We start from the raw sequence: 22,157 nt of genomic DNA, 5'->3' as shown, positions 1-22,157 counted from the left end.
ATGAGCCTACAGTTCATAAAGCCAACGCGGTAAACGTATGCGAAAAGGAATATAACATGCTAAACAAACAACAACTGGTTTCTGCAGCAACCGCATTACCGGGAAATGCTGACCCAATCCGAATTACTGAGCGCCACTTCGTCAATCAAACTGACTTACTCGATGCTCCTACAGGTTCCCAACAAGAAGTCCTGCTTGGTATGGGGTGCTTCTGGGGAGCTGAGCGTTTGTTTTGGCAATTAGATGGCGTGATTTCAACATCCGTTGGCTACGCAGGTGGATATACAGTCAACCCAACTTATGAGCAAGTGTGTACTGGGCAAACGGGACACACTGAAGTCGTTCGTGTCATTTTCGATAGTGAACAAACCTCTTTAGCTCGAATACTAGAGACTTTCTGGGAGCGTCATGACCCGACTCAAGGCATGCGCCAAGGCAACGACTTAGGAACTCAGTACCGCTCCGCTATCTACACTTTCAGCGAAGAGCAACAGTCTATTGCCGAGCACTCTAAACAAGAGTATCAAAGAGCAATGACTGAATCTTTAGGCAACGAGATCACAACGGAAGTTCTACCTGCGGGAAAATATTTTTTTGCTGAAACCTACCACCAGCAATACTTAGCTAAAAACCCTAACGGTTACTGCGGACTAGGTGGAACAGGGGTTTGCTTCCCACCACAATAGAGGGCAGTTAGGCACCCTATCTCAAACGATATCCATTAAAAAAGGTTCATCGCGGCTTTCCGGGGAAAGCCGCTTTTATCTTCAAGAAGAAGTAGTCTGTATCTCGATATCCATACCCCATTCGCTTGATTAACTTTATTTTGTTGTTTATCCCTTCCAATGTGCAGGTGTTGAGCGGATAAGTTGCCGATGCAATAATACCGTGAAGATAAGGCCTCAGTTTTCGTGCAAACTCTTTCAATGGCTTAATTCCACTCTCTTGCACTTGTGCCCACCATACCTCCCAGAGCCCCTTAGCATGTGCTTCTGATTTACAGTACCAAAGCTCTTTGAGTTGTGAGCCGAGTATATAAGTGGCCATCAAGTCCTTATTGATATTCAATATTTCAGTAAGATAGCTATCTTGTCGTGCATTTAAATTACCTCTGTTTTTCAGCAGTACCCAGCGTGAGCGCTTCACCCATTGCCTCGCTTTTTATCCTGCTTGAGTTTGTTAGCTTGGTCGACTCTGACTCTATCCATCACCTCACGACCGAAACTAGCAACAACATGGAATAAGTCGTAAACGATTTTTGCATTCGGGCAGTGCGCTTGAACTTCAAGGTCAAAAGCCGTATTCATGTCCATTGCGACCGCTTCGATATTGTTACCATGCTTGCCTAACTGCTCGAAAAACGGTCGTATGTCCTTGCGGCTACGACCTAACCCTATCAAATGACTTGGTGAGTCTTAGCATCAGCGATGACTGTGGCATATCGGTGCCCTTTAAAGATGGCGAACTCGTCCATGACGAGTTGCCTTAGCCCTTCCCATTTCACTGACGGTACCACTTGGCGAAGTCGACGTTTATCTATCTCTTTAATGGTGTGCCAATGAACGCTCGTTAACTGGGAGATATGCTTAATGGGAAGAAGAGGCAGTAGTTGTTCTATATAGCTTTTAGACGCGTCGTTATACGAGCATAAGGCTCTAACCAAGATAGAAACTCTGTTTTTATGCCGCAGTCACGACACTTGATCCTTCGAGTTTGAACGGAAAGCTCAACAGGAACATTGAACAACATGGCCTCTTTCACATGACGCCATTGATACTCATGGATAGCCTCAGCTTCAAGACCGCAAAGGCATTTAGCCTCAGAATTAGGTTTAAGAGTTAGTGTAACAAGTGATGCTGTCTGGTGAGACTTTACTATTTTAAAGCCTTCCCAGAATGAAGATAGGAAAGTATGATTCGGCATGAAAACGGTAGTTTGTGTATGATTTTTGTTTGGCGACTAAACCATATCACTTACTACCGTTTTTTTGTTTTTAGTTCCCGCTAATCCGCGATGAACCTTAAAAAAGGAAGCGATGGCTCCCTTTTTGTTTTCTATATTTCGCCAAAGATTGGCTAGCTACTTCTGCTAACTAGATCAGTATGGTCGCTAAGCCTAAGAACACCGATAGGCCAATAACATCAGTAACGGTTGTGAGTGCCATACCACCTGCCAATGCCGGGTCGATATTCATCTTCTTCAGCATCACAGGGATGGTTACACCAGCGATACCAGCGACAATCAAGTTGGTCATCATCGCTGCTGAGATGATGCCGCCCAGTATCCAGTTACCTTTCCAAGCTACCACGATACCACCAATGATAACGGCCCATAGAACGCCGTTGAGGAAGCCGATCGCTGCTTCTTTGAGTAGTAGTTCGCGTTTGTTACTGTCACCGATATGACCGAGAGCTAAACCACGAATCACCAGTGCAACGGTTTGGTTACCAGCAACCCCACCCATAGAAGGCACGATAGTCATCAGAACTGCAATCGCAGCCATTTGGTCGAGCGTTGCTTCAAACATGTTTGATACAGATGCTGCCGCCAGTGCCGCGAGTACGTTAGCACCAAGCCAGACACTACGACGACGAGCGGATTTTACGACCGGAGCGAAGGTATCTTCGTCATCGTCCATACCCGCCATACTCATCATTGAGTGCTCGGCATCTTCACGGATAACATCAACCACGTCATCGATGGTGATACGACCCACAAGGTGCTGGTTACTATCGACGACAGGTGCAGAAACCCAGTTACGACGTTCAAATAGGCTCGCGATATCTGAAGCACTGGTTTCAACCGCGATCGCTTCGTCGGCATCATCCATCACTTCTGATACTGGAACATCAGGCTGAGTTGTGACTAGCGTAGTAAGCGATAGGTTACCGATAAGACGTTCTTCTTCATCGATAACATACAGCGCATCGGTTGCATCGGGCAGTTCGCCACGCATTCGCATATAGCGTAATACAACATCGACATCGACATCACCACGAATCGTGATTACGTCGGTATTCATGATCGCACCCGCTGAATCTTCAGGGTACGATAGGGCGGTTTCAACTAGAGCACGATCCACGGAGTCCATTTGAGAAAGGACTTCACGAGAAACATCGTCGGGTAGGCTTCGAAGTACGTACGCGACGTCATCGGTTTCCATGCCTTCTGTTGCTTCTGCCAAGGTCTCGGGTGCCATTTTCGACACAAGAGCATCTTTGACGTCTTCGTTTAGTTCATCAAGAATTTCACCGTAGTCTTCTGGATCGGTGAGTTGCCAGAGTACGTCACGACTTTTGCGAGGGGAGGCTTCTAAAAGGTGTGCAATATCCTCAGGTTCCATGTCCTGAAGTTGTCGGCGTACGTGAACAAATCGGCCGTTTTCTAGGGCTTCGCTGACTTCTTGGAGGGTTTGGTGAGCTTGGTCGAATTCTAATTGCTCTGCCATATTTTCCTCCTATCTCATTATTCTAACAATGCTTGGAATAGTAACTTAATTCTGGGGCTTATTTAAATCATAAACTTAGGTAGAACTAAGATTTAATATTGGTTGGTTCGCTGTTTGAGTTTTGGGTGTTGCAAATGAAGCGCTTTCGCTACTCACCTTCATCAAATTTGTCTTCAATTAGATGACAGACAGCATCTAGAGCTTGCTGTGAATCGGTGCCAGCAGCTTGAATGGTAATGTGTTGCCCTTGTGCTGATTCCAGCATCAGCAGGCCCATCACGCTGTCTGCTGTCGCGCTTTTATCTTCTTCGCTATGGATAGTGATGGTCGCATCAAAGCTTTGTGCAAGCTCAACCAACTTTACTGCTGCTCTAGCGTGAAGACCCAAGCGGTTTTGGATCAGTACAGTTCGAGTTAATTCCATGGTTAGCCCTGTTGGTGCTTCTCTAGGGAGGCGTGTCTGATTTGAACTTGATGACCAAGTTGTTCGAAGTACTCACCAATTTTCTGAGTTAGATAAACCGAGCGATGCTTACCGCCAGTACAACCAATCGCGACAGTTAAGTAGCTGCGATTATTCTTTTCTAACATTGGTAGCCACTGCTCAACAAAGCCTTGGATCTGTTGCTTGAGTTCAATTACTTCTGGGTGTTTTTCTAGGAAAGAGTGAATCGGGGCATCGAGGCCCGTTAATGGTCGTAAATCTGGTTCCCAATGAGGGTTAGGCAAGAAGCGAACATCAAACACATAGTCAGCGTCACTTGGTAGGCCATATTTAAAACCGAATGATTGAAAGACAATGATTAGCTCTTGCTTCTCTTTACCTTCAACTTTAAAGCGAACCTTTTCACTCAATTCGTAGAGGTTGCAGTCACTACTGTCAATCACAATGCTGGCTTGTTCAGCAAGAGGTGTCAGGAGTCTCTTTTCTAAATCAATCGCTTGCTCAAGAGATAGCTTTTCTTGGCCGATTGATAGAGGGTGGATTCTGCGTGTTTCGCTGTAGCGCTTGAGTAACGTCTGCTTGCTTGCATCGAGGAACAAGACGTTCACGTCAATATCAGTGGCAGCTTCAAGTTGCTCTAGCGTGTCTGTGACTAACTGAGGCTCTTTCGGTAGGTTACGAATATCAATGCTCACGGCTACGTTTTGATTGATCTCTCGTACCGATTCGACGAAGTCGTTGAGCAGGTTTACGGGTAGGTTATCAACACAGTAATACCCCAAGTCTTCAAGGACTCGTAGTGCAACACTTTTACCGGCCCCAGATTGGCCACTCACCACGATTAATCGCATGTTATTGCTCGCAAGTTGGCACTTGAATCATGATGTCGTAAAGCTCTTGATCGCTTTGAGCATTACGCAACTGTTTAAGAGTCTGCTTGTCGTTAAGTCGTTCTGCCATACATGAAAGGGTTTTTAGATGCTCCTTACACTGTTCACTTGGAACAAGCAGAGCAAATAGTAGGTCGACAGGACGATTATCAATAGCATCAAATTCGATTGGATCTTGGCATTGCAGTAATACAGCAATCGCTTTATCACTGACATTCATACGAGCATGGGGAATAGCAATGCCATTACCAATACCTGTACTGCCCATTTTCTCACGGCTCAACATGCACTCAAACAGTTCTGTTGAATCTTGACCACAGCTTTCTGCTGCGATCTGACTGATGAGCTCAAGGGCTCTTTTTTTGCTTGTGCATTGGACTGCACTTTTGGTGCAGTCCAATGAAAGTACTTCGCTTAATTGCATGTTAGTGACTACTTAGCTTTTCTTTGTGCTTGTTGAGTTGGCGAACGAGTTTATCAACCAATGAATCAATCGCGGCATACATGCTTTCATCTGTTGCTGTCGCATGAATTTCCCCCTGATTTATATGCAGGGTAGCTTCTGCGATTTGATTGATTTTCTCAACTTTTAAAACAACCTGAACGCTATTGATATGATCAAAGAAGCGCTCAAGTTTGTCGAATTTGGTGTGAACATAGTCTTGCATTGAATCGGTAAGATCAACGTGATGGCCTTGAATATTGATTTGCATAGACTTTCCTTTTCAGTTGGTTACCTAGTTATAAATAGCTTAACGAAACTGCGGGCTAAATTATTTATAACAGGCGTTTACGCTGACTCGATGGGGCAATACCCAGAGACTCACGGTATTTCGCTATCGTACGTCTAGCTACCTGAATTCCTTGGTCAGCCAGTAAAGCAGCAATCTTGCTATCACTTAGAGGTTTCGCGGTATTTTCTGCCGCGACGAGCTTCTTAATGAGCGCGCGAATTGCTGTAGATGAACATTCACCGCCATTGTCAGTACTGACATGGCTTGAGAAAAAGTATTTCAGTTCGAAGATGCCACGAGGCGTATGCATGAATTTTTGAGTCGTCACACGAGAGATTGTGGATTCATGCATATCAACGGCTAATGCAACGTCGTTAAGCACCATTGGCTTCATCGCTTCTTCGCCATGTTCGAAGAAATCACGCTGATGTTCAACAATGCATCGCGCAACTTTGAGTAGCGTCTCATTTCGGCTTTCTAAGCTTTTGATTAGCCACTTTGCTTCTTGCAAGTTTGAACGGATGTATTGGTTGTCAGCGCTGTTGCCTTTGCTACCCAGATCGGCGTACTGCTGATTCACTTTCAGCTTAGGCACGCTGTCAGGGTTAATGGTCACTAACCATTTGCCAAGGTCTTTGAATACAGAAACATCCGGAACCACGTATTCGGTTTCATCTGGCGTAATCTTACTGCCAGGTCGTGGGTCCAGTTGTTGAATCAGCTGCAGAACCTCACGCAGTTCTGCTTCTTTCAGTTTGGTCTCTTTGATGACGAGTTTATAATCACGATTACCGAGTTGGTCGATATGGCTAGTAAGCACTAACTTAGCTTCTTCAAGCCAAGGTGTGTCTTGTGGGAAGGTGGCCAGTTGCAGTAATAAGCAATCTTGCAGGTTCACTGAACCAACGCCTAATGGATCAAATTGCTGAATTCGTTTGCGAACGGCTTCAATCTCATCAAGCTCGATCTCTTCGTTATCGAAGTTTTCAAGGATGTCTTCACAAGACACTGTGAGGTAGCCATAGTCGTCGATGGCGTCAATGAGCGCGAAAGCAATGCTTCGGTCAGTATCAGTGAAGGGTGTTAGATCGAGTTGCCAAAGTAGGTAATCGTGCAGGCTTTGTGTGGTCTCGCCTTGATAAACAGGCATGTCATCATCAATCGCAATACCGGTATTACCAGTATTTGCGCTGTAGACATCTTCCCAAGTTGTGTCGATTTCGAGTTCGTTGCCAATCTCTGATTTTTCGATTAAGTCTGAGCTATCAGGTAAGTCTTGCTCTGTGGCTTCAACTGTTTCTTTCTCGTCACTGCTAGGTTTTTCTTCCGATGTTGGCGTATCTTCATTGCCTTCTTCGACATCGAGTAGTGGGTTAGATTCAAGTGCTTCTTGGATCTCTTGTTGCAAATCTAAAGTAGACAATTGCAACAAACGAATCGCTTGCTGCAATTGAGGAGTCATTGCTAACTGTTGGCCTAGCTTAAGTTGTAATGAGGGTTTCATTCAGTGTTACTTACCTAGTTATTATTCTTAGAACTCTCGATACTCTCTATATAATCATAGACGGAATTGTTCGCCTAGATAAACTTGTTTAACTTGTTCGTTATTGAGAACATCTTCAGGAGTACCCTCAGCGATCAGGTGTCCTTGGCTTACGATGTAAGCTTTTTCACACACGTCTAAAGTTTCACGAACGTTGTGGTCGGTAATCAAAACGCCCAAGCCGCGATCGCGCAGGTGAACAATGATTTTCTTGATATCGATAACTGAGATCGGGTCAACACCGGCAAACGGTTCATCCAGCAGGATAAACTGAGGGTTTGCTGCTAGTGCGCGGGCAATCTCAACACGACGACGCTCACCACCCGACAGAGCCATACCATTACTGGTGCGGATATGTTGGATGTGGAATTCTTCTAAAAGGTCTTCTAGCTTATCTTGACGCTGTTCGTTGGTCATCTCATCACGGGTTTGTAAAACCGCCATGATATTGTTCTCAACAGATAGCTTACGGAAGATAGACGCTTCTTGAGGTAGGTAACCGATACCAAGACGTGAACGACTGTGCATTGGTAAGATACTGATGTCTCGGTCATCAATGCTGATGGTACCTTCATCACGCGCAACCAGACCAACAATCATGTAGAACGACGTGGTTTTACCTGCACCGTTTGGTCCAAGCAGGCCAACAATCTGACCTGACTCCACCTGCAAGCTAACGTCGGTTACTACCTTACGCTTGCTGTATGTTTTCGCTAGGTTTTTTGCTTTTAAGACAGCCATCGTTACTTATTCACTTCCGTTGGTTGTAAAACCGTTGACACACGTTTGTTCTCACCACTGTCAGCGACTAATTTCTGAGAGCCGATCTGGTAAGTGATCTTAGAACCACGAATGATGCTGCCATCTTGAGATAGCATCGCATTCTTGGTCATGATCAATCGGTCAGCAACAAGCTGGTAATGTAAGTCATCAGCTTCACCGTAGAGTGTTTTCCCGTCGTCAGTAAGCTGAGAGAAGGTTGCTGGCTTACCGAAGCCTTGAATTTCTTCAATCTCACCATTTACGGCGTTACGAGTAACAATAACCTTATCGGCATTGATGTTGATGCTACCTTGCTTAAGGTTTACATCACCAAGGAAAGTCACTTGGTTACTTTTCATATCCAATTGCTGGCTGTCAGAGTCAATGTAGACAGGTTGCTCGCTATCCGAAGAAAGGGCATAGACATTAGGCGCCGCAAGGGTCAAAGCGAATAAACTAAGGTGTAAGAGTTTCATATCTACCTTGAACAGAATTAAAGAGGGTTGCATTGTTGGTACCGAAGTTACCCTTCATTGCTTGCCCCTCAGTTTCAAAAAATGTACCGATCATATGGACCGGAGTCTCTGAATAAAAATCTCGGCTAGTTAGCTCAACAACCATTTTATCTGTGGTCATCGTATCGAAGCTCGCTTCTGGCAGCAGGTTCTTTGCCACTACGTTGTCATAAAAAGTGACAACTTGATTCTCATCCATAATCGCGCGATCAGCGGTGACTTGCCATTCAATAGTGTGTCCTTCACGGAATACCGAAAGGACAGGGTTTTGAAAGTGCGTGTCGCCAACCACTGAGTAGTGTTCTAAATAGGTCGATTCAACTTGATAACTACGGATACCAGATTGGTCATAGCTAATGTTGTTCAGACTTTTGCCACTAAACGCGGGCAGCTCCAAATTTGGAGCCACTTGTATCGTCGATGTTTGCTCTTTGTCGTACAGATAATAGGTCGACCAAGAGGCAATAAATATTAGTATTAAATAGATAATACGAGTAAAACTCATATGCTTAAACCTTTATGCACGTCGAGTTCATTTCTTGCTTGTAAAATAAGGTCGCAGACTTCACGTACCGCACCATGACCACCGTTAATGGTTGTCACGTAGTTTGCACGCTTTGCAAGTAGCGGGTGACCATCTGCCACACATACCTTCAAGCCGACTTTTTCCATTACAGGCCAGTCGATCAGATCGTCTCCGATGTAACCTGTATTTTCAGGGCTTACAGAAAGCTTATCGCAAATATCTTGGTATGCCTTAACTTTATCGTCTTGGCCTTGATAAATAAGTTTGATACCCAAAGCCGTCATTCGATTTTCAACAATCTGAGATTTACGACCAGTGATGATCGCGATTTCAATGCCAGCGTTCATCAGTGACTTGATGCCGTAACCGTCACGAGTGTGGAAGGTTTTCAGCTCTTCACCATTGTTGCCCATGTAGATGCGACCATCTGAGAAGACACCGTCTACATCGCAAATTAGAAGTTTGATCTCTTTGGCTACTGCAAATACATCAGCATCGACTGTGCCATAGAGAGTTTCGACTGTCTGTGTCATTACATTACTCCTGCTTTCAGTAAGTCATGCATGTTTAGCGCTCCAACCAGTTTGCCTTCTTGGCACAACATCAGGCCATTGATGCTCTTCGCTTGCATCAAGTTTAGGCCTTCAACCGCAAGCATGTTGGGTTCTGCTACCGTCGGATTCAGTGTCATTACATCGCCGATCTGAGTGTTATGAATATCAACGCGTTTGTCTAAGATACGACGTAAATCACCATCGGTAAAAATACCGGCCATTTGACCATCTTCACCAACGATGGCTGTCATGCCCAAGCCTTTCTGAGATATCTCTAGTAGAGCGTCCCTTACTAATGCGTCGGGTGCTACAACAGGAAGAGCATCACCGGTGTGCATGATGTCGTCGAGTTTCAACAACAGTTGACGACCTAAAGCGCCACCTGGGTGAGACAGTGCAAAATCTTGAGCGGTGAAGCCTCGCGCTTGTAAAAGTGCAACGGCTAATGCATCACCCATCACCAAAGTAGCAGTGGTACTAGTCGTTGGTGCTAAGCCCAGAGGACACGCTTCTTCTGGTACTGAAATTTGTAAATGGATATCAGATAAGGTCGCCATGTTCGATGCTGGCTTACCTGTCATGCTGATAATCTTGATGTTGAGGCGCTTTAGTACTGGGAACAGGCTGAGGATCTCTCCCGATTCACCTGAGTTGGATATCGCAATTACAATATCGCCAGGTTCAATCATGCCCAAGTCGCCATGCGCTGCTTCGCCTGGGTGTACAAAGAAAGCCGATGTCCCAGTACTTGCCAGCGTTGCCGCAATTTTGTTGCCAATGTGGCCTGATTTGCCCATACCCATCACAACAACTTTGCCTTTGTTGTTCAAGATAAGGTCACAAGCCTTGCAGAAATCATCATTAAAATATTGGTCTAATTGAGTAAGACCTGCAACTTCGGTTTCCAAAACTTGTTTGGCAACACTGCGATAATCAAATGGCTGAGACATCAAATACTCCAAGTACGGGAAGTTAAATCAACAATTAAGCCGACATGTTCATTAGTAGGTAACTTTGGTAGGCCACGAACGTCACGATTAACACGCCGCCTTCAATACGATTCACACTGCGTGATTTTCCTAATGCCATCACAACAAGCAATAGTGAAACACCTAGCATTACCCAGAAGTCACGGCCCATTGCAAACTCGCTCAAGATTGAAGGGTTCAAGATGCCCGGGATACCCATAACAGCAAGGATGTTGAATACGTTTGAACCGATGATGTTACCCACGGCCATGTCGTCTTCACCCTTCATTACACCAGCCAGTGATGCTGCAAGTTCAGGAAGGCTAGTACCAACGGCAATGATGGTTAAACCAATCACAAGGTCGCTCATGCCGAAGAATTTCGCGATGATCACAGCGTTATCTACCAGCATATCAGCAGCTAAAGGTAGGACGATTAGACCAATCACCACCCACATTGCGGCTTTAGGGTTACTTACGCCTTCAGGGATCTCTGATTCTTGTTCATCAAGGAAAGCATCGCCGTTCTTTTTCTCGCTGCGACTGATTTGCAACATAGCAAACAGAAACGCGGCAAAAAGAACAAACAACAACACGCCTTCATAGAAGCCTAGGTGGTTGTCCCACAATAGGGCGCCGGCTAGTAGAGTGACACCGATCATTAATGGGAGTTCACGACGAATCACGCCTGAGCTAATAGATAATGGCTTAATCAGCGCTGTAATACCTAAAATCAGTGCGATGTTGGCGATGTTTGAACCTAAAACGTTACCAACGGCCGTATCTGTTTTGCCATCAAGGGCTGCAGTTGCAGAAACCATCATTTCAGGAGCCGAAGACCCCATTGCTAAGATCGTCATACCGATAACTAGTGGTGAAATACCGAAGTTTCGAGCAAGAGCAGCGGCACCGTAAACCAGCTTATCTGCACTCCACACCAAAAAACCTAGACCGATAATAAGAAACGCAATCGCTTCAAGCATGATGATTCCTAAAAATTAATAAAAAACGGAGAATTAACCGCTAATTTTGACTTGTTGCTAGTTAAAAGGGAAGTCACTCGACAAATTAATTACCAGTTAGTAGTAAAGAAATAGAATCGAATGGATAATTTCTCAATGCTTTCAAATCCCTGCCATACTTTTCTGTTTAATATGAATTAATCGAACAGTGCTTTTAATTCTAAAGTAGACTCATTATTATTGCAGCCATAAATGGCGTTTTTTAAAGCAAGGAAACAACAAGAATATGTTGAACACTGAGCTTGTGAAAGTTAAGAACCTCAGCTTTTCACGCGGTGATCGCGTTATCTTTGATGATATAAGTTTAGAGGTACCTCAAGGCATGATAACCGCAATCATGGGGCCGTCAGGGATCGGTAAAACGACCTTACTGCGTTTGATTGGTGGTCAATTGCCGCCAGATGAAGGCGAAGTCTGGTTTGATGGCGACAATATCCCTGCATTATCACGTCGAAAGCTATATCAAGCACGAAAAAAAATGAGCATGCTTTTCCAGTCGGGTGCACTTTTTACGGATCTCAATGTCTTTGATAATGTGGCGTTTCCATTACGTGAACACACTGAACTGAATGAAAAATTCATTCGTACCATCGTATTACTTAAGCTTGAGGCGGTAGGGTTACGAGGGGCGGCACAGTTAATGCCGAGTGAGTTGTCTGGTGGTATGGCGAGAAGAGCGGCGTTGGCACGTGCGATTGCCTTGGATCCAGAGCTCATCATGTACGATGAACCGTTTGTTGGCCAAGATCCTATCACCATGGGCGTTTTGGTTGAGCTTATCCGTAACCTCAATCAAGCGTTGGGCTTAACCTCGATTGTTGTTTCTCACGATGTTCCAGAGGTGATGAGTATTGCGGATTGGGTTTATCTCATGGCTGATAGCAAAATCATTGCTGCGGGAACGCCTGAGGAGTTGTACAACAATGACGACCCGAGAGTGCAGCAATTCTTGCAAGGTGAAGCTGATGGCCCGGTGCCGTTTAGATTCCCTGCACAAAGTCTAGAAAAGGATTTGTTTTAATATGATTGCTAAAACTATTGCGGGTGTCGGTAGACGCACACTTGCGATTTGCGAGTCATTTGGTCGAGCAAGCCTGATGTTATTCGGGGCTTTGTTTGGCATCCCGCGACTAAAAAACTTCCCTTTATTAGTAAAACAACTTTATAGCGTTGGCGTTCAGTCATTGGCTATTATTTTAGTTTCGGGTCTGTTCATTGGCATGGTACTTAGCCTGCAAGGTTATGTTGTGCTCATCGACTACGGCGCAGAGGGTAACCTTGGTCAAATGGTCGCGCTCTCATTACTACGTGAGCTTGGCCCTGTGGTGACTGCACTGCTGTTTGCAGGTCGCGCAGGTTCGGCTTTAACGGCTGAGATTGGCCTAATGAAGGCTACGGAGCAGATCTCAAGTCTTGAGATGATGGCCGTTGATCCTCTAAAACGCATTATTGCACCACGACTTTGGGCTGGGCTTATCTCTATGCCATTGCTTGCTATGATCTTTATGGCGGTAGGTATTTGGGGCGGTCAGTTAGTGGGTGTTGATTGGAAAGGCATTGACCACGGTAGTTTCTGGTCTGCGATGCAATCTTCTGTTGAGCTAGGCCGAGATATTGGTAACAGCATGATCAAGTGTATGGTCTTCGCTATCACCGTTACTTGGATCGCACTTTTCAATGGTTATGATGCGGTACCGACCTCTGAAGGTATCAGTCAGGCAACCACACGCACAGTAGTGCACTCTTCTCTAGCGGTATTAGGGCTAGATTTTGTTCTTACCGCATTGATGTTTGGGAATTAATCATGCAACAAACTCGAAAATTAGAATTATGGGTCGGCACCTTTGTTATTGCCGGAATTTGCGCAATCTTAATCATGATCTTTCAAGTCGCTGACGTAAAAGGTATAGGTTCGAACCATACTTACAACCTAAAAGCGACCTTTGACAACATTGGTAGCCTAAAGGTTCGTTCTCCTGTGAAAGTGGGTGGTGTGGTTGTTGGCCGAGTTCAAAGCATTGAACTTGATACCGAGAGCTACCTTCCAGTGGTTCAACTGTCTATAGATTCGAAGTACTCACAATTTCCAGATACCTCTAGTGCTCAAATCTTAACGTCTGGCTTAATCGGTGAGCAGTACATCAGCTTGGTGCCGGGTTTCATTTTTGATGATGAAGAGATGTTGGTTGATGGTGACTCGATTGAAGATACCAAGTCAGCATTAGTATTAGAAGATTTGATTGGCCAAGTGCTGTATAGCGTTGGTGGTTCTGATGATAGCGAAGCTAAGGAGTAGGCACATGTTAAAGACGAATAACTTATTCAAAGTATGGTTTCTGACTGCCGTCGCTTTTCTTATGTCAGCTCAAGCTTTTGCTGCAGAAGCGATTGATCGTACTCAGCCATACCAGATGATGACTCAAGTAGCAGAAGTTGCATTTGATCGTTTGAAGAGTGAACAAGACAATATCCACCAAGACCCAGAACTATTGAAGGTCATTGTGGAAGAAGAGTTGATGCCTTATGTGAATGCGCAATATGCAGCACTTAAGTTACTTGGGCCAAACTTGAAAGGCGCGGATAGAAAAGACGTGCGTGTATTTATTGACTCATTCCGTAAATACTTGGTTTCTTCTTATGCTCAAGTACTGACTCAATATACCGATCAGACAATTGAATTTGGTCCTGAACCAAAAATCAAAGCGGATAGCCGTATTACCAGTATCAAAGTAGACATCATCGATTCGCCGCGACCTAATATCAAGCTTGAGTTCAAGCTTCGTAAAGACAAGAAGTCGGGCGAGTGGAAGGCTTTTGATATGGTTGCAGAAGGCATTAGCCTGTTATCGAGCAAGCAGTCAGAGTGGAATACTAAGATTCGTCAGGAAGGCATCTTACAAGTTGCCGACGAACTAGAGAAACTGGCCGCACAACCGATTCGTTTTGAGAGTAATAAATAATGAGCCATTCTCAATGGCAAGCACTAAGCTCTAAAGAGTATCAGCTGCTCGGTGATATCGACCGAGACAGTGTCCCTGCAATCTGGCGTATATTGGAAAAGTGGCAAACAACGGAATCGAGCGTTGAAATTGACCTTAGCCATATAAATCGAGTCGATTCAGCAGGAATGGTGATGCTAATTCACTTATTAGAGCATGCAAAAAATCAAAACTGTCATATAATGCTCAGTTTCGTGCCAGAACAATTACGAACGTTGTTCCAATTGAGCAATATCCAGCCAATGATGGCAGAACACATAAAAAATTAGGCAGGAGCTATTTGTGGACAGCACAAAAGTACAAGAATTATTAGCAGAGGCACTGAACCTTCAAGAGATTTTCGTGAAGGGTGAAGGCAGTCATTACGAAGTTGTTGCAGTTGATCCATGTTTTGACGGCATGAATCGAGTTAAGAAACAGCAACTAATCTACGGCCCACTAATGGAATACATTCAACGCAATGACATCCATGCTCTTTCTATTAAGGCTTTCACGCCAGAAGAGTGGGAACGTGATAAGAAACTGATGTCACTTTAAGGTTTATGATGGAAAAGTTTCGAGTTATTGGATCGGACAAGCCGCTAAGCGGTGAAGTGACGATCTCAGGCGCAAAAAATGCAGCGCTACCTATCTTATTTGCTTCAATTCTTGCTGAAGAGCCAGTGGAAGTGAGTAATGTTCCTCACCTACGTGACATCGATACTACGATGGAACTACTAAAGCGTCTTGGCGCCAAAGTATCACGTAACGGTAGTGTTCATGTTGATGGCAGCGAAATTAATGAGTTTTGTGCGCCTTACGATTTAGTAAAAACAATGCGTGCTTCTATCTGGGCTTTAGGTCCACTAGTGGCTCGTTTTGGTGAAGGCCAAGTGTCACTTCCTGGTGGTTGTGCGATTGGTGCTCGTCCAGTTGATCTGCATATCCATGGCCTAGAGCAGCTAGGTGTAACGATTACGTTGGAAGATGGTTATGTTAAAGCAAGCGTTGATGGCCGTCTGAAAGGCGCGCACATCGTGATGGATAAAGTAAGCGTTGGCGCTACGATTACTATCATGTGTGCAGCAACACTAGCGGAAGGTACAACAGTATTAGATAACTCTGCGCGTGAGCCTGAGATTGTTGATACTGCAGACTTCCTAAATAAGCTGGGTGCTAAGATTTCTGGCGCAGGTACAGACACGATTACTATCGAAGGTGTTGAACGCCTTGGTGGTGGCCAACACTCTGTGGTTGCAGACCGTATTGAAACGGGTACGTTCCTTGTTGCTGCGGCAGTGTCTGGCGGTAAAGTTGTTTGTCGTAACACTAACGCTCATCTTCTTGAAGCTGCATTAGCGAAGCTTGAAGAAGCGGGTGCGAAGGTTGAAACGGGCGAAGACTGGATCAGCCTTGATATGACAGGTCGTGAGCTGAAAGCGGTGAAAATCGTAACAGCACCTCACCCAGGTTTCCCAACCGACATGCAAGCTCAGTTTACTCTGCTTAACATGATGGCGAAGGGAAGTGGTGTTATCACTGAGACTATCTTTGAAAACCGCTTCATGCACATTCCTGAATTACAGCGAATGGGTGCAAAAGCGGAAATCGAAGGCAACACGGCTATCTGTGGTGAAACGGAAAAACTGAGCGGCGCTCAAGTAATGGCAACGGATCTTCGTGCATCTGCGAGCCTTGTTATTGCTGGCTGTATCGCTCAAGGTGAAACCATCGTTGACCGTATCTATCACATCGATCGTGGCTACGATAAGATTGAAGATAAACTGTCAGCCCTAGGCGCAAACATTACACGATTTAGTGATTCGAACTAACTTCGGTTAGTGGGTTCTTGAATTAGTGACATGAAAGCATAAAAGTCGGAACCTTGGTTTCGGCTTTTTTATAGTTGTATTTACCGCAAGTGAATCTGATGCCAATTTTGTGCGAATAGGTGAAAAACTTGACGGTTGAGAGGAACAAAATGATAGCAATATTACGTATTTTCGCAGTGGCGATATTTGCGATTCTTATGTTTGTATTTGGGTGTGGTTACTGTTTGCTGAGCCCACGTAACCCGAAACACGTATTTACCTTTGGTCGTTACTTCGGTCGTATGTCTAAAATATTCGGCATGAAGTTAGAACTTCGTATCCCGGAAGATGCTTACTCTCGTGGCCAACATGTTTATGTGGCGAACCACCAAAACAGCTGGGATCTATTCACTATCTCATCAGCAGTGACACCTAAGGTTGTGACGGTTGGTAAGAAAAGCTTAGTGTGGATGCCTCTATTTGGTCAGCTTTACTGGCTGACGGGTAATATCCTAATTGACCGTGCCAATCGCAGCAAAGCGGTAGGTACGATCGACCAAGTAGTGACGAGCTTAAAAGAGAGCGATGTTTCAGTATGGATGTTCCCTGAAGGGACTCGTTCTCGTGGTCGTGGTCTGTTGCCATTCAAAACGGGTGCTTTCCATGCCGCAATTGGCGCTGGCTTGCCTATTATCCCTATCGTGTGTAGCTCAACAGGTGGCGTGAAGCTAAACCGTTGGAACAATGGTCACGTGATAGTTGAAATGTTGCCGCCTATCAGCACTGAAGGTTACGACAAGTCGAACGTTCGTCAACTTGCTAACCTAGCCCGAGAGCAAATGGCCGCTAAGCTTGAAGAGTTAGACAAAGAAGTGGTTGAGCTTAATAAGAAGTAATTTAAGCTAAGCGAAACGATGAATAATAAAAAAGGTTGCCAATAGGGCAACCTTTTTTGTCTCTGATAAACATTCAGCTTTATGCCAACTCGTTTACTAGAAACCGTTTATTCTAGATATTAAAATCTATTTGCGAACTGCAATCGCTTCGATCTCGATGCCTACATCTTTTGGCAGACGAGCAACTTCAACACATGAACGTGCAGGGTAGTTTGCAACGCCGTGCTCATCGAAGAATTTGCCGTAAACTTCGTTTACTGTGCCGAAGTCGTTTAGGTCTTTAACGAATACCGTTAGTTTTACGATGTCTTTTACAGTCAGGCCTGAAGCTTCAACAACCGCTTGAACGTTATCTAGAGATTGGCGAGCTTGCACTGCGATATCCGCAGATACTTCACCAGTTGCTGGGTTTACTGGGATTTGACCAGAAGTCAGTACCATGTTGCCAAGGTCAACACCTTGTACGTATGGGCCGATTGCAGCTGGAGCAGATTCTGTGTGAAGTACTTTAGTCATTGGTTTATTCCATCAGTTATTAGATAAAAATCGTTTTTCAGTGTGCCTTCAAACTTAGGCTAGGTAAAGCGCAAAATACCCCGCACAGGCGAGGTATTTGATAGTTTTTGCGTTCAAACGGGTTGCCGTATGAGGTTATCTTTCTGTCACGATTTCGCGAGAGAAAACTTTTTCGCAGTACTTACACTTCAATCGAATATCTTCTTTCTTTTCAAAGATCTTAAAGCTGCTTTCAACAGGCTCGTTGTGTGTAATACAGTTAGTGTTTGGACACTCGAACACATCGTTGATTTGCTCTGGAAGTTCTAAGGCTAACTTCTTAACCACTTCGTAATCTTCGATTTGGTTCACTGTTGCGTGAGGTGCGTAAAGCGCCAGCTTGCTTGCCTGTTCTTCTGTGATAAACACATTCTCAATCTTGAGCAGGTCTTTGCCACCGAGTGCCGATGACGGCAGATTTAGGCCAATGGTCACACGCTGGTGAGAGTTGTGCATATCGAACAGTTTTAGCACCTTGATCCCGATGTTCGCCGGGATATGGTCGATAACAGTACCGTTTCTGATTGCTTCAACTTTTAATTGAGTCTCTTTAGACATGATCTCTCTCCTCTACAGCGTTTCGTTAAGAACAAGGGCCAGTAATGCTTCACGCGCGTAAACACCGTTCTCGGCTTGCTGGAAGTAGTAAGCGTAAGGTGTTTTATCGACATCGATAGTAATTTCGTCAACACGAGGAAGAGGGTGTAGAACCTTCAGGTTATCGCGTGCGTTTTCTAGAAGTGCAGCCGTTAGGATGTACGCTGATTTGATGTGCGCGTATTCCGACTCATCAAAGCGCTCCTTTTGAACTCGAGTCATGTACAGAACATCCAGTTCAGGAATCACATCTTCCATGTCGGTCAGTAGTTGGTACTTGATACCCGCTTCGTCAAGTTCTTCACAAATGTAGTCTGGCATCGCCAACGCTTCTGGTGCCACAAAGTAGAAACAGATGTTGTTGAATTTCGCGAGTGCTTGAGTCAGAGAGTGAACCGTACGGCCGTACTTAAGGTCACCAACGAATGCCACGTTAAGGTTATCTAGGCGGCCTTGTGTTTCAGCGATAGAGAACAAGTCTAATAATGTTTGTGTCGGGTGTTGGTTTGCACCGTCACCTGCATTAATCACAGGTACGCCGTTAGAGAATTCAGAAGCTAGGCGTGCTGCACCTTCTTGAGGGTGGCGCATTACGTAAGCATCAACGTACGAGGAGATAACTTGCACTGAGTCTGCAAGCGTTTCACCTTTCTTCGCCAGTGAAGTGTTACCACCGCTGTCGAAGCCAATCACATCACCACCGATGCGTTGAATCGCAGTTTCAAAAGAGAGACGAGTTCGTGTTGAAGGTTCGAAGAAGCAGCTGGCAACAACTTTGTTCTTGATGAGTTCTGGGTTTGGTTCAGCTTTAAGTTGACCTGCCGTTTGAACAATTAATTCTAGCTCTTCACGAGAAAGCTCTGGAATTGAGATGATGTGCTTTTGATAGAGCGAATTCGCCATGATCTTCTTCCCCACAATAATGTATTGGCCATAAAAAAGCCCCCCATAATGGGAGGCTTTAAAAAAGTGCTGAAAAGCAGAATAGACGGCCTGGCAAGCATGCTAGCTTGCGAGCAATATTAGGTGTTTTCACAATTTTATTATGTGTTATCACAATATCATTATGTGTTATCACAATATCATTATGTTTTATCACAACATTGCTTGGCGTCATTTTCACTACTCTCAGACAAATTGCCGAGAATTATACGCTTTCAATTTGTGAGCGCAAGCGATTACATCAAGCTTTTGTTTACTTTCATTATTGTCTATTGACCAAGTGTCGCGACCATAACCGCCTTGATGGTATGCATGCGATTTTCTGCTTCATCAAATACAATCGAGTAGTCAGATTCAAACACTTCGTCAGTCACTTCCAAGCCGTTCATTCCATACTTGTCTGCGACTTGCTGACCAATCACGGTCTCATTGTTATGGAAAGCGGGTAGGCAGTGCATGAACTTCACTTGAGGATTGCCAGTTAGCTTAATGACATCCATATTCACCTGGTATGGCTTCATTAACGCTACACGTTCGTCCCAAGCTTCAGGGGCTTCACCCATTGAAACCCAAACGTCGGTGTATAGGAAATCACAGCCTTTCACGCCTTCAGCAACGTCTTCGGTTAGCGTGATTTTTGCACCAGTGTTTTGTGCAATGGCTTGGCACTCTTCGACAAGTTGTTCTTCCGGCCAAAAGGCTTTTGGTGCGACAAGGCGAATATCCATGCCCATTTTCGCAGCACCGACTAACAGTGAGTTACCCATGTTGTTACGCGCATCGCCTAGGTAAGCAAAGCTGATCTGGTGTAGGTGTTTACCGCGACCATGTTCGATCATGGTGAGGAAGTCAGCCAAGATCTGAGTTGGATGGAATTCATCGGTTAGGCCGCTCCAAACTGGCACACCAGCGTATGCGCCAAGATCTTCGACAATGCTTTGGCCAAAACCACGGTATTCAATGCCGTCGTACATACGACCTAATACACGAGCCGTATCTTTCATTGATTCTTTCTGACCAATCTGAGAACCAGAAGGACCTAAATAAGAGACTTGAGCACCTTGATCAAAGGCCGCTACCTCAAAAGCACATCGAGTTCGTGTTGATGCTTTTTCAAAGATCAAAGCGATGTTTTTACCGTTAAGCTTTTTCTGCTCTGTACCTGCATACTTAGCCTTTTTCAGGTCAGCAGACAGATCGAGTAAAAACTGAATCTCTTTAGGAGTAAAGTCGAGAAGTTTTAGAAAGTTACGATTGCGAAGATTAAAGGCCATCTCTCGCTCCTTGTGTATATAGAATCAATGAAGAACTCAGTTAAACATAAAAATGCTATATTTGTGAATATTTATTTTATTAATTTGATAAAAAAGGCCAGTACGATGGTACTGGCCTAGATCAGTTATTGTGTTTGTTCTATTGAATTATCAGCTTAGATACCGTCTCTTTCGATAGGACAACTCATACAACGAGCGCCACCACGACCACGACCTAACTCGTTGCCCGGAATCGTCAGAACTTCGATGCCCGCTTTGTCGTACTTCTCGTTGGTGTAAACATTGCGTTCATAGCCGATAACAGTACCCGGTTTCACTGTCAGTACGTTGTTAGCGTCATTCCACTGCTCGCGTTCAGCTTCATAGTTGTCACCGCCAGTTGTGATGATCTTCAGCTGATCAAGACCTAGAGCCCCTTCAATTGCTGACAGGTAGTTTTCCGCTTTCTCTACACGCATCTCACCATTTTCTTTAGGTGTCAGGCGCCAAGTATCTAGATCTTTGCGAACAATCTCTGGGTAGACAGAGAAAGTGTCGATATCCATGTGTGTCATCACCGTATCAAGGTGCATACAAGAGCGGTGTTTTGGTAAATCGATAGCAATCACTTCGGTTGCTTGACCCGAACGGAACAAGCTCGCCGCTAGGTTTTCGACACCTTGTGGCTTGGTACGCTCAGAGATACCAACCAGTACCGCGCCTTTACCGATAACCAGTACGTCACCGCCTTCAATATTGGCGTTGTCGTAGTGCAGATCTTCATCACCGAAGTACTTGATGAAGTCTTGTCCGGCAAACACAGGGTGCCAGCGGTAGATAGCACGTAAGTGGTTTGTTTCGCGTTGACGAGCCGGTTTCATCATAGGGTTCAGCGACACACCGCCATAAACCCAACATGAAGTATCACGCGTAAATAGGTGGTTCGGCAGCGGTTCGATAACGAAATCAAGTGGGCGATGCATCTTAGGTAGCATCGACGACGATTTGATTGGGAGCTCAGAATAAGCCAAGCCGCCGAGTAAGATCGTTGCTAGATGCTCATTATCCATTTGAGCAAGATAGCTTCTTAAGTCACGGGCAAAAGTTGGCCCATAACGAAAATCTGAGATTTGAGTATTCAGCAGCCATTCACGAGCCTGAGGTACGGCAAGCGTTTCGACAAGCAAGTCGTGTAGCAGTAGTACTTCTACGTCTTGACTACGCAGTGTCTCTGCAAAAGCATCATGTTCTTCACCAGCAGCTTCAACAGCAAGCACATCATCAAATAGAAGATCATGACAGTTTGAAGGGGTGAGGTGGGTGAGTGCTCTTTCAGGTCTATTTAGGAGAACTCGTCTTAATTGACCGACTTCGGAGCCAACGTACAGCTTACTCATTTTGCATCCTTACTATTAATCCAGCGTCTATTTATGACAAGCTTGGCCGTAATATGCAAGTTTTGGAGGTTGCGTAAATACAAAGTATTTTTTGAATTTACGGTATTAAAAACCGGATTAATTTGGTTTATTGGGCTTAAATACTAATTGAGCGTATATCTCATGGAACAACTGTTTTGAGGATCTATGCTCGATTTAGTGTGTGCGAGAAATCTATTTTGCTTATTATTCGTGACTTTTTATTCACTATTATTCACTTTTTGATAGCTAGCTGGGATTTTATGCACCTTGAAACGGGTTGAACGTATGCATCTGTGGTGAC

General features: G+C 44.8%; 26 protein-coding genes and 1 pseudogene. 9 read left to right on the top strand and 18 right to left on the bottom strand.

The genetic code is table 11. From position 1 onward, the window contains the following. The first annotated feature begins 56 nt into the window (after window positions 1-56). On the top strand, window positions 57-686 hold the full coding sequence (gene msrA, locus ITG10_RS05840) for a peptide-methionine (S)-S-oxide reductase MsrA (protein ID WP_017633403.1): 630 nt from the start codon (window positions 57-59) through the stop codon (window positions 684-686). Between the two features lie 46 nt (window positions 687-732). Here the strand turns inward: msrA and ITG10_RS05835 are convergent. The 13 genes and pseudogenes from ITG10_RS05835 to ITG10_RS05775 all read right to left on the bottom strand — a co-directional run bounded on the left by ITG10_RS05835 (window position 733) and on the right by ITG10_RS05775 (window position 11,367). Continuing rightward, window positions 733-1,923: pseudogene (locus ITG10_RS05835) on the bottom strand (ISL3 family transposase). Window positions 1,924-2,092: 169 nt separating this feature from the next. Then, window positions 2,093-3,448, bottom strand: coding sequence for a magnesium transporter (gene mgtE, locus ITG10_RS05830; RefSeq protein ID WP_017632278.1), 1,356 nt, complete (start codon window positions 3,446-3,448; stop codon window positions 2,093-2,095). Window positions 3,449-3,596: 148 nt separating this feature from the next. Continuing rightward, a complete protein-coding gene (locus ITG10_RS05825) occupies window positions 3,597-3,872 on the bottom strand; it encodes an HPr family phosphocarrier protein (protein ID WP_017063734.1) in 276 nt (91 codons plus the stop codon). 2 nt (window positions 3,873-3,874) lie between these two features. Then, the gene (rapZ, locus tag ITG10_RS05820; protein WP_017632279.1) at window positions 3,875-4,744 is read right to left on the bottom strand and encodes an RNase adapter RapZ; all 870 of its coding nucleotides are present in this window, start codon (window positions 4,742-4,744) and stop codon (window positions 3,875-3,877) included. 1 nt (window position 4,745) lies between these two features. Beyond that, on the bottom strand, window positions 4,746-5,207 hold the full coding sequence (gene ptsN / locus ITG10_RS05815) for a PTS IIA-like nitrogen regulatory protein PtsN (protein WP_004738707.1): 462 nt from the start codon (window positions 5,205-5,207) through the stop codon (window positions 4,746-4,748). Between the two features lies 1 nt (window position 5,208). Further along, the gene (gene hpf, locus ITG10_RS05810; protein ID WP_009847742.1) at window positions 5,209-5,496 is read right to left on the bottom strand and encodes a ribosome hibernation promoting factor; all 288 of its coding nucleotides are present in this window, start codon (window positions 5,494-5,496) and stop codon (window positions 5,209-5,211) included. 64 nt (window positions 5,497-5,560) lie between these two features. Then, entirely contained in the window at window positions 5,561-7,021 is a 1,461-nt protein-coding gene (locus tag ITG10_RS05805) for an RNA polymerase factor sigma-54 (RefSeq protein ID WP_017632280.1), read from the bottom strand. 54 nt (window positions 7,022-7,075) lie between these two features. After that, entirely contained in the window at window positions 7,076-7,801 is a 726-nt protein-coding gene (gene lptB, locus ITG10_RS05800; protein ID WP_004735304.1) for an LPS export ABC transporter ATP-binding protein, read from the bottom strand. A 2-nt stretch (window positions 7,802-7,803) separates the two neighbouring features. Beyond that, complete coding sequence (gene lptA / locus ITG10_RS05795; RefSeq protein WP_017058914.1) at window positions 7,804-8,298, bottom strand: lipopolysaccharide transport periplasmic protein LptA; 495 nt, start codon at window positions 8,296-8,298, stop codon at window positions 7,804-7,806. Further along, window positions 8,279-8,842, bottom strand: a complete 564-nt coding sequence (gene lptC, locus ITG10_RS05790; RefSeq protein ID WP_017632282.1) for an LPS export ABC transporter periplasmic protein LptC — start codon at window positions 8,840-8,842, stop codon at window positions 8,279-8,281. The genes lptA and lptC overlap by 20 nt, the downstream gene beginning before the upstream one ends. Further along, the gene (gene kdsC, locus ITG10_RS05785; RefSeq protein ID WP_017632283.1) at window positions 8,839-9,396 is read right to left on the bottom strand and encodes a 3-deoxy-manno-octulosonate-8-phosphatase KdsC; all 558 of its coding nucleotides are present in this window, start codon (window positions 9,394-9,396) and stop codon (window positions 8,839-8,841) included. Before kdsC ends, lptC begins: the two co-directional genes overlap by 4 nt. After that, window positions 9,396-10,367 carry an arabinose-5-phosphate isomerase KdsD gene (gene kdsD / locus ITG10_RS05780; RefSeq protein ID WP_017632284.1) on the bottom strand — a complete coding sequence of 324 codons (972 nt, stop codon included), beginning with the start codon at window positions 10,365-10,367 and terminating at the stop codon, window positions 9,396-9,398. Before kdsD ends, kdsC begins: the two co-directional genes overlap by 1 nt. A 34-nt stretch (window positions 10,368-10,401) precedes the next feature. Continuing rightward, the gene (locus ITG10_RS05775) at window positions 10,402-11,367 is read right to left on the bottom strand and encodes a calcium/sodium antiporter (RefSeq protein WP_017063737.1); all 966 of its coding nucleotides are present in this window, start codon (window positions 11,365-11,367) and stop codon (window positions 10,402-10,404) included. A gap of 265 nt (window positions 11,368-11,632) precedes the next feature. Between ITG10_RS05775 and mlaF the strand changes: the two genes are divergently transcribed. The 8 genes from mlaF (at window position 11,633) to ITG10_RS05735 (ending at window position 17,091) form a co-directional block, all read left to right on the top strand. Further along, window positions 11,633-12,427, top strand: a complete 795-nt coding sequence (gene mlaF, locus ITG10_RS05770; RefSeq protein ID WP_017632285.1) for a phospholipid ABC transporter ATP-binding protein MlaF — start codon at window positions 11,633-11,635, stop codon at window positions 12,425-12,427. A gap of 1 nt (window position 12,428) precedes the next feature. Next, complete coding sequence (gene mlaE / locus ITG10_RS05765) at window positions 12,429-13,208, top strand: lipid asymmetry maintenance ABC transporter permease subunit MlaE (protein WP_017632286.1); 780 nt, start codon at window positions 12,429-12,431, stop codon at window positions 13,206-13,208. Between the two features lie 2 nt (window positions 13,209-13,210). Beyond that, window positions 13,211-13,702: an outer membrane lipid asymmetry maintenance protein MlaD gene (gene mlaD, locus ITG10_RS05760; protein WP_017632287.1), complete on the top strand. Its 492-nt coding sequence runs from the start codon at window positions 13,211-13,213 to the stop codon at window positions 13,700-13,702. A 4-nt stretch (window positions 13,703-13,706) separates the two neighbouring features. Further along, window positions 13,707-14,366: a phospholipid-binding protein MlaC gene (locus ITG10_RS05755; protein WP_017632288.1), complete on the top strand. Its 660-nt coding sequence runs from the start codon at window positions 13,707-13,709 to the stop codon at window positions 14,364-14,366. Further along, window positions 14,366-14,674, top strand: a complete 309-nt coding sequence (locus ITG10_RS05750) for a lipid asymmetry maintenance protein MlaB (RefSeq protein ID WP_004735315.1) — start codon at window positions 14,366-14,368, stop codon at window positions 14,672-14,674. Before ITG10_RS05755 ends, ITG10_RS05750 begins: the two co-directional genes overlap by 1 nt. 13 nt (window positions 14,675-14,687) lie before the next feature. Further along, on the top strand, window positions 14,688-14,942 hold the full coding sequence (ibaG, locus tag ITG10_RS05745; protein WP_017058924.1) for a BolA family iron metabolism protein IbaG: 255 nt from the start codon (window positions 14,688-14,690) through the stop codon (window positions 14,940-14,942). Between the two features lie 8 nt (window positions 14,943-14,950). Further along, entirely contained in the window at window positions 14,951-16,216 is a 1,266-nt protein-coding gene (gene murA, locus ITG10_RS05740) for a UDP-N-acetylglucosamine 1-carboxyvinyltransferase (RefSeq protein WP_017632289.1), read from the top strand. Between the two features lie 149 nt (window positions 16,217-16,365). Continuing rightward, a complete protein-coding gene (locus tag ITG10_RS05735; protein WP_010435026.1) occupies window positions 16,366-17,091 on the top strand; it encodes a 1-acylglycerol-3-phosphate O-acyltransferase in 726 nt (241 codons plus the stop codon). Between the two features lie 126 nt (window positions 17,092-17,217). Here ITG10_RS05735 and ITG10_RS05730 read toward each other — a convergent pair whose 3' ends face one another. The 5 genes from ITG10_RS05730 to arcA form a co-directional block, all read right to left on the bottom strand. After that, window positions 17,218-17,607: a RidA family protein gene (locus ITG10_RS05730; protein WP_009847729.1), complete on the bottom strand. Its 390-nt coding sequence runs from the start codon at window positions 17,605-17,607 to the stop codon at window positions 17,218-17,220. A gap of 135 nt (window positions 17,608-17,742) precedes the next feature. Then, window positions 17,743-18,204 (bottom strand): aspartate carbamoyltransferase regulatory subunit, encoded by a 462-nt coding sequence (pyrI, locus tag ITG10_RS05725; RefSeq protein WP_017632290.1) that lies wholly within the window; start codon window positions 18,202-18,204, stop codon window positions 17,743-17,745. Window positions 18,205-18,216: 12 nt separating this feature from the next. Further along, window positions 18,217-19,146: an aspartate carbamoyltransferase gene (gene pyrB, locus ITG10_RS05720; RefSeq protein ID WP_026084387.1), complete on the bottom strand. Its 930-nt coding sequence runs from the start codon at window positions 19,144-19,146 to the stop codon at window positions 18,217-18,219. Between the two features lie 308 nt (window positions 19,147-19,454). After that, a complete protein-coding gene (locus tag ITG10_RS05715; RefSeq protein WP_017632292.1) occupies window positions 19,455-20,459 on the bottom strand; it encodes an ornithine carbamoyltransferase in 1,005 nt (334 codons plus the stop codon). 155 nt (window positions 20,460-20,614) lie between these two features. Then, complete coding sequence (gene arcA / locus ITG10_RS05710) at window positions 20,615-21,835, bottom strand: arginine deiminase (protein WP_017632293.1); 1,221 nt, start codon at window positions 21,833-21,835, stop codon at window positions 20,615-20,617. Between the last annotated feature and the right edge of the window lie 322 nt (window positions 21,836-22,157).

The sequence above is a fragment of the Vibrio sp. ED004 genome (assembly GCF_023206395.1).
In the GTDB taxonomy this organism is placed as follows: domain Bacteria; phylum Pseudomonadota; class Gammaproteobacteria; order Enterobacterales; family Vibrionaceae; genus Vibrio.
The sequence above is the reverse complement of the archived record's forward strand: the minus strand, read 5'-3'. Positions and strand labels throughout refer to the sequence as shown.

Bases quoted from the DNA above. Each gene is read 5' to 3' on its own strand.
- msrA (WP_017633403.1), top strand. From the start codon at position 57: ATGCTAAACAAACAACAACTGGTTTCTGCAGCAACCGCATTACCGGGA.
- mgtE (WP_017632278.1), bottom strand. From the start codon at position 3,448: ATGGCAGAGCAATTAGAATTCGACCAAGCTCACCAAACCCTCCAAGAA.
- ITG10_RS05825 (WP_017063734.1), bottom strand. From the start codon at position 3,872: ATGGAATTAACTCGAACTGTACTGATCCAAAACCGCTTGGGTCTTCAC.
- rapZ (WP_017632279.1), bottom strand. From the start codon at position 4,744: ATGCGATTAATCGTGGTGAGTGGCCAATCTGGGGCCGGTAAAAGTGTT.
- ptsN (WP_004738707.1), bottom strand. From the start codon at position 5,207: ATGCAATTAAGCGAAGTACTTTCATTGGACTGCACCAAAAGTGCAGTC.
- hpf (WP_009847742.1), bottom strand. From the start codon at position 5,496: ATGCAAATCAATATTCAAGGCCATCACGTTGATCTTACCGATTCAATG.
- ITG10_RS05805 (WP_017632280.1), bottom strand. From the start codon at position 7,021: ATGAAACCCTCATTACAACTTAAGCTAGGCCAACAGTTAGCAATGACT.
- lptB (WP_004735304.1), bottom strand. From the start codon at position 7,801: ATGGCTGTCTTAAAAGCAAAAAACCTAGCGAAAACATACAGCAAGCGT.
- lptA (WP_017058914.1), bottom strand. From the start codon at position 8,298: ATGAAACTCTTACACCTTAGTTTATTCGCTTTGACCCTTGCGGCGCCT.
- lptC (WP_017632282.1), bottom strand. From the start codon at position 8,842: ATGAGTTTTACTCGTATTATCTATTTAATACTAATATTTATTGCCTCT.
- kdsC (WP_017632283.1), bottom strand. From the start codon at position 9,396: ATGACACAGACAGTCGAAACTCTCTATGGCACAGTCGATGCTGATGTA.
- kdsD (WP_017632284.1), bottom strand. From the start codon at position 10,367: ATGTCTCAGCCATTTGATTATCGCAGTGTTGCCAAACAAGTTTTGGAA.
- ITG10_RS05775 (WP_017063737.1), bottom strand. From the start codon at position 11,367: ATGCTTGAAGCGATTGCGTTTCTTATTATCGGTCTAGGTTTTTTGGTG.
- mlaF (WP_017632285.1), top strand. From the start codon at position 11,633: ATGTTGAACACTGAGCTTGTGAAAGTTAAGAACCTCAGCTTTTCACGC.
- mlaE (WP_017632286.1), top strand. From the start codon at position 12,429: ATGATTGCTAAAACTATTGCGGGTGTCGGTAGACGCACACTTGCGATT.
- mlaD (WP_017632287.1), top strand. From the start codon at position 13,211: ATGCAACAAACTCGAAAATTAGAATTATGGGTCGGCACCTTTGTTATT.
- ITG10_RS05755 (WP_017632288.1), top strand. From the start codon at position 13,707: ATGTTAAAGACGAATAACTTATTCAAAGTATGGTTTCTGACTGCCGTC.
- ITG10_RS05750 (WP_004735315.1), top strand. From the start codon at position 14,366: ATGAGCCATTCTCAATGGCAAGCACTAAGCTCTAAAGAGTATCAGCTG.
- murA (WP_017632289.1), top strand. From the start codon at position 14,951: ATGGAAAAGTTTCGAGTTATTGGATCGGACAAGCCGCTAAGCGGTGAA.
- ITG10_RS05735 (WP_010435026.1), top strand. From the start codon at position 16,366: ATGATAGCAATATTACGTATTTTCGCAGTGGCGATATTTGCGATTCTT.
- ITG10_RS05730 (WP_009847729.1), bottom strand. From the start codon at position 17,607: ATGACTAAAGTACTTCACACAGAATCTGCTCCAGCTGCAATCGGCCCA.
- pyrI (WP_017632290.1), bottom strand. From the start codon at position 18,204: ATGTCTAAAGAGACTCAATTAAAAGTTGAAGCAATCAGAAACGGTACT.
- pyrB (WP_026084387.1), bottom strand. From the start codon at position 19,146: ATGGCGAATTCGCTCTATCAAAAGCACATCATCTCAATTCCAGAGCTT.
- ITG10_RS05715 (WP_017632292.1), bottom strand. From the start codon at position 20,459: ATGGCCTTTAATCTTCGCAATCGTAACTTTCTAAAACTTCTCGACTTT.
- arcA (WP_017632293.1), bottom strand. From the start codon at position 21,835: ATGAGTAAGCTGTACGTTGGCTCCGAAGTCGGTCAATTAAGACGAGTT.